Annotated in this window: 9 protein-coding genes; 6 read left to right on the top strand and 3 right to left on the bottom strand. The window is 70.2% G+C overall.

Annotated features, from left to right (window positions below; translation table 11 throughout):
- The first annotated feature begins 52 nt into the window (after positions 1–52).
- The 3 genes from QHF84_RS13460 (at position 53) to QHF84_RS13450 (ending at position 2,633) form a co-directional block, all read left to right on the top strand.
- Positions 53–1,048 carry a hypothetical protein gene (locus tag QHF84_RS13460; protein WP_281313667.1) on the top strand — a complete coding sequence of 332 codons (996 nt, stop codon included), beginning with the start codon at positions 53–55 and terminating at the stop codon, positions 1,046–1,048.
- Between the two features lie 68 nt (positions 1,049–1,116).
- Positions 1,117–1,392 (top strand): hypothetical protein, encoded by a 276-nt coding sequence (locus tag QHF84_RS13455; RefSeq protein WP_271927236.1) that lies wholly within the window; start codon positions 1,117–1,119, stop codon positions 1,390–1,392.
- 107 nt (positions 1,393–1,499) lie between these two features.
- Entirely contained in the window at positions 1,500–2,633 is a 1,134-nt protein-coding gene (locus QHF84_RS13450) for a site-2 protease family protein (RefSeq protein ID WP_281313666.1), read from the top strand.
- A gap of 4 nt (positions 2,634–2,637) precedes the next feature.
- Here QHF84_RS13450 and QHF84_RS13445 read toward each other — a convergent pair whose 3' ends face one another.
- Positions 2,638–4,038 (bottom strand): sensor histidine kinase, encoded by a 1,401-nt coding sequence (locus tag QHF84_RS13445; protein WP_281313665.1) that lies wholly within the window; start codon positions 4,036–4,038, stop codon positions 2,638–2,640.
- Between the two features lie 109 nt (positions 4,039–4,147).
- Here QHF84_RS13445 and QHF84_RS13440 point away from each other — a divergent pair, with 109 nt between their 5' ends.
- Entirely contained in the window at positions 4,148–6,361 is a 2,214-nt protein-coding gene (locus QHF84_RS13440; protein WP_281313664.1) for a putative metal-binding motif-containing protein, read from the top strand.
- 15 nt (positions 6,362–6,376) lie between these two features.
- On the opposite strand, the gene QHF84_RS13435 is transcribed toward QHF84_RS13440, so the two are convergent.
- Positions 6,377–6,649: a hypothetical protein gene (locus QHF84_RS13435; protein ID WP_281313663.1), complete on the bottom strand. Its 273-nt coding sequence runs from the start codon at positions 6,647–6,649 to the stop codon at positions 6,377–6,379.
- A gap of 272 nt (positions 6,650–6,921) precedes the next feature.
- Positions 6,922–7,971, bottom strand: coding sequence for a hypothetical protein (locus tag QHF84_RS13430; protein ID WP_281313662.1), 1,050 nt, complete (start codon positions 7,969–7,971; stop codon positions 6,922–6,924).
- Positions 7,972–8,095: 124 nt separating this feature from the next.
- On the opposite strand from QHF84_RS13430, the gene QHF84_RS13425 reads away from it, so the two are divergent.
- Together QHF84_RS13425 and QHF84_RS13420 are read left to right on the top strand one after the other, a co-directional pair.
- A complete protein-coding gene (locus tag QHF84_RS13425; protein WP_281313661.1) occupies positions 8,096–8,749 on the top strand; it encodes a glutathione S-transferase family protein in 654 nt (217 codons plus the stop codon).
- A 106-nt stretch (positions 8,750–8,855) separates the two neighbouring features.
- On the top strand, positions 8,856–11,735 hold the full coding sequence (locus tag QHF84_RS13420) for a YncE family protein (RefSeq protein ID WP_281313660.1): 2,880 nt from the start codon (positions 8,856–8,858) through the stop codon (positions 11,733–11,735).
- Positions 11,736–11,737 lie beyond the last annotated feature (2 nt).

Below are 11,737 nucleotides of genomic sequence, written 5' to 3'. Positions count from 1 at the left end.
AGCACGCCGCGCGTGGCGCTCGCCCATCGCGCTCGCCGCCCTCGCCGCCCTCGTGACGTTCGCCCTCGGCCCGAGCGCCGCGCGCGCTGAAGGGCCCGCGCCCGCCACACCCGCGCCCGCCGCCACGGCCCCGCGCCGCGTCGAGGTGCGCCTCTCGATCTCGCGCGCCGCAGCCGAGGCGCTCGGCGGCGAGGCCCGCGTGCGGCGCTTGCTGGAGATCGAGCTCGACGACACGGGCACGCTCGCGCCTGGTCCCAGCGGCCCGCTCGGCGACGACGTGGCGCACGTCTGGATCGATCTCCCGAGCCCGTCCGAGGTCCTCATCGAAGCGAGGCTCGCCGAGCGCGCCGCCGGGCGACGTTTCATCCTGATCGGCGGCCTCAACCCCGACGTCGCCGCGCGCCTCGTGGCCATCGCCGCGAACGAGCTCGTCCGCACGCAGGCGCGCCCCCTCCGTCCGCGCAAGGCCCCGGCCCCGCGCGCGCCCACGCCGAAGGAGCTCGAGCTCGCGGCGCGCCGCGCGCCTGCGATCGTCTGGTCGGCCGCGCCGAGCTTCGTCTTCCTGCCCGGTTCGTCCGGCGCCTTGTGGGGCGCGGGCGCCTCGCTCGGCTTCCGCGGCGCCGGCGTGAGTGAACGCGCGACCGCCCGCTGGCTCACGGGCTCCACGAGCGCCGACGCGACCCGCTGGTTCGAAGTCGGGCTCGCCGTCGACTACCGCGTCTACCTCGGTTCGTCGGTCCGCCTCCTCTTCGGCGCCGACGCCGCGCTCGGCTTCTTGCACCTCAGCGACGTGCGCGCGACGGACGGCATCGTCGGCACGCGTGACGCTTTTTCCGGCCGCGCGGGTGGCCTGCTCGGCGTCGACGTGCGCGCGTTCGGGCCTGCTTGGCTCGGCCTTCACCTGAGCCCGGGCGCCATCCTCCGGCCCACGCGCTTCGAAACCAGGGGCGGCCTCGGCGGTACCATCGAAGGCCTCTGGCTCGGCGTCGACCTCGCCTTGCAGCTCGAGCACCCGCTCGTCCGATCCGCACCGACGAACCCCCGTTGATCGCTCGCGCGGAAGGGGGCCTTGTGCCTCGGCAGCGCGTCTCCATGAACCCGGGGGGGAGCCTTTCGATGCAACACCAGCAAGAGCCCGAGGAGACCTTCGTGCTCGGGCCTGCGAGCGCGGGGCGTGCGCTGCGCGCCCGCTTCGGCACGTTCGTCGGCGCCGACTACCTTCCCGGCAAAACGGCGATGCGCGACGCGCTCTGCGAGCGGTTCGGCGTCTCGCAGCTCGAAGCCGAGGAGCTCTGTGACGCGCTCGAAGCATCGGGCGCGCTCCGCTTCATCAGCACGCCCGACGGCGAAGGCTTCCACATCGACAGCGACGTGGTCGACGAGGCCGCGTAACGCGCCGCGAAGCTCGCCGCACGTCGAGCGACCTCGGGGCACGCGTGTTGCCCCCGTCGGGGCGAGCAGCTCGGCCCGGCGCGCGCGCTGCCACCGGAGGAAGCACCATGTTGGACCGTGGCTGGACGATCTTCCGCATTCGCGGCATCCCGGTGAAGCTGCACATCACGCTCGTCCTGTTTCTCCCGTACGTCGCGTTCGTCACGTCCTCCCAGTTCAGGGCCATCGCCGAGGCCGTCGGCCTCCCGCGGAGCGAGCTGCTCCTGCCGCCGCTCGTGTGGGGCGTGATCCTCGCGATCGGGCTCTTCGTCTCCATCCTGCTGCACGAGCTCGCGCACTGCCTCGTCGCGCTCTCGAACGGCGTCCGCGTCCGATCGATCACGCTCATGATGCTCGGCGGCGTCTCGCGCATGGAGCGCGACGTGCGGCCGGAGCGCGAGGCGTGGATGGCTTTCGCCGGCCCGCTGTCGAGCTTCGGCATCGCGGTCGCCTGCTGGCTCGCCTCGCTCTTGCCGCTCCTCGCCGAGGTGCGCGTCGCGTTCCTCGCGCTCGCGCTCGCCAACGTGGTGCTCGGCGCGTTCAACCTCCTGCCCGCCTTCCCCATGGATGGCGGCCGCGTGCTCCGCGGCCTGCTCTCCACGCGGCTCGGCATCCGGCGCGCGACGAGCGTGGCCGCGACGATCGGCAAGGGCATGGCCGTGCTCTTCGGCCTCTTCGGGCTGCTCTCGTTCAACGTGCTGCTCGTGCTCATCGCGGTGTTCGTCTACATGGGCGCGGCGGGCGAGCAGGGGCGGGCCCAGTGGAGGCAGGTCCTCGAAGGTTTGCCCGTGGCCGAGGTGATGAACGACCGGCTCGGCGAGGCGCACGCCGACGAGCGCGCGGGCGAGGTCGCGCGGCGGCTCTTCCGGCAGAACCTCGCGGGCGCGCTCGTGGTCGACGGCGAGCACGAGCATGCCGAGCTCGCGCCGGATCACGTGCTCGGCGTGGTGACGGCGTGGGACCTCGCGCGGCCCGAGCTCCACCGCGCGCCCGACGCGACCGTGGGCAAGGCCATGCGGACGGACGTGCCACGCGTGCACACGCGCGACGACGCCGCGGCCACGCTCGACGCGCTCGTGAACGGGGAAGCGGAAGCGGTGCTCGTGCTCGACGAGGGCGAGCACGTCGTCGGCCTCGTGACGCCGGCCGACCTCCAGCGCGCGCTCGCGCTCCTCGGTGCAGCCGGCGGACGAGGCCGTTAACGCGTCAGGCGCTCATCTTCGGAATGATCAGGCGCACGCGCGCGCCGCCGCTCGGAGCATCATCGATCTCGAGCTGCATGCGCACGTGCGCCGCGATCGCCGTCGCGGCGATGAGCGAGATCCCCGCCGGACGACCCGCCGCGAGCACCTCGAAATCACGGCTCAGCACGCCGGTCCTCGCCGCCTCGGGCAACGGGTGCCCGGCGTCGTCGACCGTCAGCGCATACCCGCCGCTCGTATGCTCGGAGAGCGTCAGCACCACCTCCGTGCCCGGCGGCGACGCGCTGATCGCATGATCGAGCAGCGCGTGCATCAGCACCGTCAGCGCCCCGATCTGCGCCACCTCGTACGCGCTCTGCGGCGCGTGCAGCGTCACGCGCACATCGTGCCGCGCTGCGCGCCCCACGTCGTCGCGCACCACGTCCCGCAGCGCCTCCGCGATGTCCACGTGCCGCGGCAGCTCGCCGATCGGGCACGCGCCGAGCCGCGCGAGATCCGCCATCGTCTCCGATGCTGCCGTCACGTGCCGCATCGCGCTCGCCACGATGTCGCCGACCTCGCCCTGCCGATCACGCAGCGGCAGGAGGTCGCGCGTGATCGCCGAGAAGATGCCGCGTAGCTCCGACACGAGCCCTCGCACTCCGGCCACGAGCACCGCGAGCCCCTCGCTGCTCACCGGCTCGATCGACGCGCTCGCCGGCGGCGTGCTCGATACCTTCGCGCTGCCGCTCGCGAACACCGCGGCGAGCTCGCGCGCGTAGGCCTCGCCTTGCTCCTGCGCGGCCTTCAGCTCTCGCTTCAGGTTCTCGAGCTCCTGCCGCTGCATGTCCACGTCGGCTGGCAGCACGAGCGTCTGCATCGACCCGTCGAGCTCGAGACGCCCTCCGTGCCGGATCGCCATGCGCGACAGCCACGCGCGCTCCGACTCGAACGTCGCGGGCTGGTCTGGACCGAGCACCACGCTGACCTTCACCTCTTCGCCTTCGCGGCGCACGCTCACCTCGGAGGTGCCCTTCGCGTTCGCCGGATCGCCTGCTTGACCGACGAGCAAGAGCAGCATGCGACGCAGCTCGGCCTCGTCGCCGAACACCGTCGTGCCCTCGCCCATCTCGATCTGCACGCGCGCCTCGGGCGCGACCTCCCACATGAGCTGCGCGAGATCGATCTTGCCTCGCCGCCCTCGCGTCGCAGGGTGCCCGTGGAGCGAGGCCAGCATGCCGACGGCCTCGTCGAGCTGGTTCAGCGTAGTCTCCACCGCGACCGTGCTCTCGCCGTCGGGCACGCGAACGGAGCCCGGGGGCCCGTCCTGGATGATCACTCCCTGGCGGAGCTTCTGCGCTGCAGTGCGGGCTTCCTGCGCGAGCAGCCACGTCAGCTCGTTGCGCGTCAATCGATCGCTCGTCACCCGATCTCCGTCCTCTGCGCTTTCTTCGAGAAATCGCGCCGACGCATGATGCCAGAACCCGTCCTGCCCTGCTACGCTGAAGGCGGACCTCGCCCCTCCTTCCTTTGCCATGACGAGCGCCGAGACGAAGGAACCGCGGCTGCGGCTCTCGCCCCATCTCCGCTGGATCGCGCCCCTCCTCCCCGCGGCCGCGCTCGCCGCCGCATGTGGGCCATCCACCGCGCCGAACCCCTTCACCGTCGACGCCGGCCCCGACGCGGCGGACGAACCCGACGGCGGCGGCGCCGGCGGCGGTAATCCCGACGACGGAGGCAGCCCCGACGACACCCTCGGCGGCCCTTGCAACGACGACACCCAGTGCGACGACGCGATCGCCTGCACCGTCGACGCCTGCGACGTCTCGATCGCGCGATGCCGCCACAGCCCCGACGACGCGGCTTGCCAGAACGGCGTCTACTGCGACGGCGTCGAGCGCTGCGAGCCCAAGCTCGGCTGCCTCGCCGGCGCGCCCGTCGCTTGCTCCGACGGCGACGTCTGCACCATCGACGCCTGCGTCGAGTCCACGGGCGCCTGCACCCACGTCCTGCGCGACGCCGACGGCGACGGCTCGCCCGACGGCCACTGCGTCGCGAAGGGCGACTGCGACGACGCCGATCCCAAGGTCTCCCCGGCGCTTCCCGAGGTCTGCGCGAACGGCACCGACGACGACTGCGACGGCGCCGTCGACGAAGGCGGCTGCGCCTCGCCCGAGCACGACACCTGCGGCGATCCCCTCGTCATCGACGCGCCCGGCGCCTACACGATCGACACCACCGCCGCCGCCTCGAACTTCGCCGCCTCGTGCAACGTCGACAACCAGCCTGCCGCGCGTGACGTCGTCGCCGCGATCGTCCTCCCTGCCGGCCCGCCCCTCGACGTCGAGATCACGGCCCGAACGAACGGACCCGACGTCGCCATCGCGCTCCTCGGCCAGTGCGGCGATCCCTCCACCGAGATCACGTGCGGCAAGTCCTTCTTCAACCTCCAGGGCGGCCGCTTCGCCAAGATTCGCGGCCGCGGCCTCGGCGATCCGGCGAAGGCCCTCGCGCTCCCTCTCTACGTCTTCGCCGACGCGGACACGCCTGTCTTCCTCGACGTCGCTTTCCTCCCGCCCGAACCCGTTCCCACGAACGAGACCTGCGGCACCGCCGAGCCCATCACCTTCGGCGTCCCCTTCTTCTCCACGTTGATCGACGCTGCCAAGGACGTCGGCATCGCCTGCACCCCGCTCACGGGCGAGCTCCTCTACAGCTTCGACCTCGCCTCCCCCGCGAACGTCCACGTCTACGCGAGCTCCGTCGACGGCGACGGCTACCCCGTGATCTCCCTCCGCGACGCGGTCTGCGCGCTGCCTGAAAACGAGATCACCTGCCAGAGCGCGCCGATCGTCGACGTCTTCCGCCACGCGCTCCCGGCGGGCACGTATCACGTCGCCGTTGGGGCCGCCGCGCCCACGGTCGTCTCCACGACCGTCGTGATCGAGCCGCCCACCGAGCCTCTCCCCGACGAAACCTGCGAAGGCGCCCCCGCGATCACGCCGAACGTCACGCTCGACGTCGACCTCCTCGAACGACAGGACGACGTCAAGCTCGGCTGCCTGCCTGGCGCCGTCGACGCGGCCTATTCGCTCTCCTTGCCTGTCGCCTCCGACGTCCTCCTCGTCCAGCGAATCTCCCAGGGCGACAATGGCGCCGTCTCGCTCTCCCTCCCGCTTTGCGCCGATCCTTCCGACCAGCTCGTCTGCGATTCCGGCGCGCAATCGCCGCTCCGCGTCGGCAAGCGCAACGTCCCGGCCGGCGATTACCGGGTCATCGCCGAATCACTCCTCGGCCAGCCCGTGCAGGTCACGGCGTTCGTCCGCAAGACCACGCCGCCTTTGATCGTGCCTTTCGCCGACGCTTGCGCCGACGTGCTCATGATCCCCGAAACGGGCGGTTTTTTCCAGGGCAACACCGCGAATGCCACGGCGAGCTTCAATGCCGGGTGTGATCAAGGTGGAGGGCCCGAGGGCGGGGCGCGTGACCAGCTCCTCGGGCTCTCGCTGTCTGATAAAAAACGCGTCATACTCGACATGGGCGGATCGGGCTACACGACGCTGCTCGACGTTCGCAAAGGGCCCGATTGCCCCGGCGTCGAGGTACCCAAGGCTTGCGCCGTCGGTTATGGCCAAAACAAGAGCTTCCTCGATCTCACCCTCGATCCGGGCATGTACTTCCTCCAGATCGATGGGCTCGCGCAGGACAGCGGCCCCTGGTTCCTCGACGTCCGTGTGGTGGATCCGTAATTTCTCGACGACCTGCTAACCGCTCGAGCCACCCCCTTTCTTCTTTTTCGACCTCGACTTCCCTGCCTGCACGCTGACGGTCACGTTGAACGCGAGCCGATGGATCTCCTCCACGGCTCGGTCCGCTTCCTCCGGCGTCATCGCGAATCCCGTGAACATCTTGCGCCCGGCATACCGCGCCGGATCGATGCCCTCGGCATTCACGTAGAGGAGACCATCACTGCCCAGGGCGAGCTCCGTAGGCAGCTCCGGCAGAGCCTCGTTCTCCCCCTTTCGTACGTCTCTCATTCGTCGCTTCGTCGACACCGCCATCGCGTCTTTGCGGGTGCTCGTTTTCGTTGTCCCCAATCGGGTCGATTCCTTACGCATGTACGCGTCCTCATGGGGGAGGATGCCGAACTCTGCGCGCCTGGCCAAGGCTCTTTCATGCTCGGTTTTCCCCCGAACGTCAAGCGCGGTTTTTCCGGGACCGTGGTTTTTCCGGGACCCTGGTTTGTCCGTGAACCCGGTTTGTCCCGAGCCCGTCCGGGCCTCCGAGGGTCCGGTCCGGACGGCTCGGCTCAGCCCTTCGCCTTCGTCTGCTCCGCGGCGAGCGCCGTGACGAACGCCCCGCGCAGCGCCTCGAAATCTTCGAAGGAAAGCGTGTGGCTATCCTGGACGAACCCATTGAACCAGTGCTTCGGCGCGCCCGGCCGCAAGGACTCCAGGATCGGCCGCGTCCGGATCTCCTTGCCGAGCTCTCCCAGCACCACGAATTTTTTTCGAAATGGCTGCGCCCCGCCGTCCATCCCCCGGAACGAGGGTGTGTCGTCCCGGTATGTCTCCCCCACGAACATCCCCATCGCCCGCAGCCCCCGGCCGCGCCCGGTCACGTGGAAAAAAAACGGATCGCCCTTGCCATACCGCTCGAGCTCGGCTTGCCTGCGCCGGCCGAAGCTCTTCGTCTGCATGCAGAGCGTGTAGTTCTTCGCCGTCACCACGAGCAGGTGCCGCCGCGCCGCGGCCTTGGCGCGTTGCTCGCCGAGCTTCTGCGCCACCGAAAAATCGAGCCGCGCCTCGGCCGAAGGATCCGGCGCGCGCTCGATCGCCGCCCTTCGCGCCGCGCGCAGCGCCTCGTACTCGGCCTCGAACGCCTCCGACAAGGGCCACGAGAGCTCCGACCAGAAGAGCTCCTCGAAGAGCCGCATCGGTCGTTCGAGCTCCGGCTCCGACACGCTCCCCTCGATCCGCACGTTCACCGCGAGGTCCCGCGAAAGCCCCGACGCCGCGAGGTCCGACGAGCCCACGTACACCACGCGCCGCGCCCCGCTGTCGAGCACGTAGAGCCGCGGCAAAAACGAAGTCCCGCCCCAGGCGTGGTAGAGGCGGCACCGCGCGCCCGGCATCCGCTCGAAGCGACGCAACATCGCCGTCTCCGTCCCGTAGCCGTCGAGCCCCGCGAGCAGCAAAAGCTCGCCGCCGCGCTCGACGAACCCCACGAGATCGACCACCCCGAGCGCGCTCGCCTCCGCGCGGCTCACCGCGATGCAGACCCGCGTCGCCTCGGCGAGATCCGCGGCGAGCCGCGCCCCCATCTCTCGGCCGTGACGCAGGAGCTCGATCGTCGCCATCTGCCCGCGTTTCTAGCAAGGGATCCCGCGCCGCGTCGAGCCTCTTTCGGGCAGATCGCGTTCCTGGGCAAACACGCCCCCGTCCGATTGACGCCCCTCGCCGGCTCGGGTCTCCTCACGAAGCATGAGCCACGATCCCGAGCGCGAGCTCGTCTACTTCGACATCCGCGGCCGAGCCGAGTCGATCCGCCTCCTCCTCGCCTACGCGCGCGCCCCTTACGTCGACCGGGGCATCCCGCGCGCCGAGTGGCCGAACCTCAAGAAGACCGTCCCCCTCGGCCAGGTCCCCGTCCTCATCGAGCGCTCGTCCGGGGGCGAACGCGTGATCCCCCAGAGCCAGGCCATCCTCCGCCACCTCGCCCGCGTCTTCGGGCTCGACGGGACGAACGAGGACGAGCGCGTCCGCGCCGACGTCGTCGCCGAGACCGTCCTCGAGCTCCGCGCTGCGTGGAACCGCGTCGCCTACAACCCCGGCTGGCTGAAAGATCAAGCCGCCGTCGACGCGCATTTCCGCGACGTCTTCCCTCGCTTCCGCGCGACACTCGAAGGTTTGCTCGAACAATCCGAGGAGCGCGGCGCCCTCTACTTCGCCGGCCCCTCGCCCACGCACGCCGACTTCCTCGCGTTCGACACCCTCGAATCGCACCGCGAGGTCGTCCCCTCTTGCCTCGACGGCCACGGCTCGCTCCAGCGCTTCCTCGACGACGTCCGCGCCCTGCCCGCGATCGCCGACTACCTCGCCCGCCGCCGCCCCTCGGATTTTCCGCAGCGGTCCTGATCACCTTTCCTGGTAGTTTCGTATCTCAAAAGGTCTAAAATAGATCTTGCAAGGGTCCCGTGTGTCTGCGACCGTGTACACACCTTCCACAAAGAGTGTACAAACCATGCGATCCTTACGCCTGTCTCAGCTCCTCGCGATCCTCGTTGGCTGCGCTCCCTTTGCCGCGGTTGCCTGCGGTGACGACCCGACGAACCCCGGTACGAGCACGAGCTCGAGCAGCGCCTCCGGCAGCGGGGGGAGCGGCGGCGTCGGCGGCGCCGGTGGGATGGGCGGCGTCGGCGGCGGAAGCTCGAGCACCGGCACCCCCGGGGTCGCCTGCGCCGACGCGCTCCTCCCGCTCCAGAACCCGCGCGCCCACACCCTCGGCGAAACGTTTTACCTGCCGCGATTCCTGACGGATGCCGGCTGCCCGGCCGATCTCGCGTGGCAGGTCGTCGCTGCGCCCGCGGAGAGCAAAAACGCCGTCTACAACATCGGCGCCCCCGAGCCGCGCTTCACGCCCGACGTCCCCGGCGAGTACACCTTCCGCCTCAACGACCCCGCGCAAACCGAGCTCACGCTCCGCGCCGTCGCGCGCACCCCGCAAGCGCGCTTCCGCAACCACCACCTCACGCCGCTCCACGGCGCGGCCGCGGTCGACGGCGAACTCTGGACGGCGAACGGCGCCTCGTACACCGTCACGCGCCTCGTCGCCGACAATGGCCAGTGGAAGAAGGCCGGCGAGATCACGGTCGGCGCCTGGCCCGCGGCGATCGCGCATCACCCCGGCGACAAGAAGGTCTACGTCGCGCAACGCGGCGGCGACACGGTCGGCATCGTCGATCGCGACCGCAACGTCCTCGAAGACGCGCTCTGGGTCGGCGACGAGCCGAGCGGCCTCGCCATCTCGCCCGACGGCACGACGCTCTACGTCTCGCTCGCCACGATGCGCAAGGTCGCCGTGGTCGACCTCGACAAACGCGAGGTCAAGGCCTCGATCCCGGTCGGCTTCGACCCACGCGCGCTCGCGCTCTCGGCCGACGGAAAGCGCCTCTTCGTCGCCTCGTATCGCTCGGGCAACAAGATCAAGGACACGCGCGGCACCTACGGCCCCGGCGACGACGAGGACATCTGGATCGTCGACACCGAGACGCAGAAGGTCTCGCTCGCGATCTCCGGTATCGCCGCGGATCTCCGCTCGATCGCGCTCTCCGAGGACGGCAGCGAACTCTACGTCGCCTCGACCGACGGTGACCCCGAGCCCTCGCAATCGGCGCCGAACGCCATGCCGTTCGTGCACGAGGTCGTCGTGCTCGGGGCCGACCCGGCCAAACCCGAGTACGGCACCGTCCTTCGACGCGCCGATCTCACGCGGCAATCGGGCTCGGGCGGCGCCGTCGTCAATCCCTCGGGCGTGCTCGGCGTGGGCGAAACGATCTGGGTCGCGTCCGAGTCCTCGGACGTCGTCGTGGCCCTCGACCGCGCCACGCTCGTCGAAAAAAGCCGCACCGCCGTCGGCCCCGGCACGCGCGCGCTCGTCAAGATCGGAAATGAAGTCGCCGTCCACAGCTACCAGAGCTTCGAGGCGCGCTTCCTCGACGCAGCGGGCGCCGTCGTGCAGACCGTATCTCTCGCCGAGGATCCGCGCCCCGCGAACGTCGCCCTCGGCGAGCGTGTCTTCACGCGCCCGGGCGGCGGATTCGCCGCCAATCATGCTTGCTCCAGTTGCCACGTCGAAACGCAGAACGACGGCATGGTCTGGCGCTTCGGCCCGCAGATCTGGCACAACGTCCGGCCGCTCCAGCTCCTCGACGCGACGACCCCGCTCGAATGGGGCGCGTACGTCTCGAACACGGACAATTTCGGCTATCAGGGCCCGAGCTCGATCGTCGGCCGCCCGGCGACGCCCGAGGAAGCGCTCGGCATGCAGGCGTTCCTCGGCTCGCTCCTCGGCGCGCCGCGCGAGACGGGCCATACCCGCATTGACGGAAGCTTCACGGAGGCGGCCCTCCGCGGGAAAGACCTCTTCGAGGGCAAAGCCGCTTGTTATGGCTGCCACGTGCCGCCGCTCTACACGTCGCGCGAATACATCCCCGTCGGCAAATCGGGCGAGCCGGCCGACGTGCCCTCCTTGCTCGGCGTCTACCGCCACGGCGTGTATTTCGTGAAGGGACAGGCGCGCGACCTCGAAGCGGCGCTCGACGTGGCCATCAATTACGTGCAGGCCGACCTCACGACCGACGAGAAGGCCGATCTGCTCCAGTTCCTGCGCGAGCTCACGCCCAAGGGCGCGCACCCGCTCGCGATCTGGCCCGACATCGACAGCGATGAAGCGGTATACCCGGACATCCGCCCGAGCGTCGCGTTCGCCGATCCGATCGACGACTCGCAGCCCGGAAAAACCGCGGCCGACCTCGCCGCGGAATACGTCACCCTCGAAACCGAGGCAGGCGAAAAGGTCGCCGGCTCGGTCGAGGTGACGGGCGGCCGCGTCGAGTTCGTCCCGACCACGCCCCTCACGGCGGGCGCCAAGTATCGATTCCGCGTCTTGCCGGGCCTACCGTTCCTCTCGGGCGGCGCGACCTCGGGCGAGCGGAGCACGGAGTTCGTCGTGGCGAACCCTGCGATCGGCGCCTGGCCCAAGGCCATGAAGATGACCGTCACGGTCCCGGGCCCGGGCGGCATGATGACCCCGCTCGATTACGTGCTCGAAGCGAGCGACACCCCGCGCCCGGGCGGAATGACCCTGATCGTAAAACCCCAGCTCTTCGGAAGCCAGCAGCGGCAGGAGGTGTGGGCGCGGCTCGACGGCGACAAGCTCTACATGCAGCCTGTCGCCTTGCCGATCAACCCGAGCGGCGTGGCCGACGCCGCGATGATCGTGGGCACGGTGAAGACCGTGAACCAGGCCGATCAGAGCATCTCGCTCGTCGAGGGCACGCTCCGGCTCGGCGGCCCGGGCATCAACCTCCCGGGCGTGAAATTCGTCATCGTCCCGAACTGATC

The sequence above is a fragment of the Polyangium sp. y55x31 genome, from assembly GCF_029946505.1.
Classification (GTDB): domain Bacteria; phylum Myxococcota_A; class Polyangia; order Polyangiales; family Polyangiaceae; genus Polyangium.
This window is presented reverse-complemented; position numbering and strand designations above follow the sequence as displayed.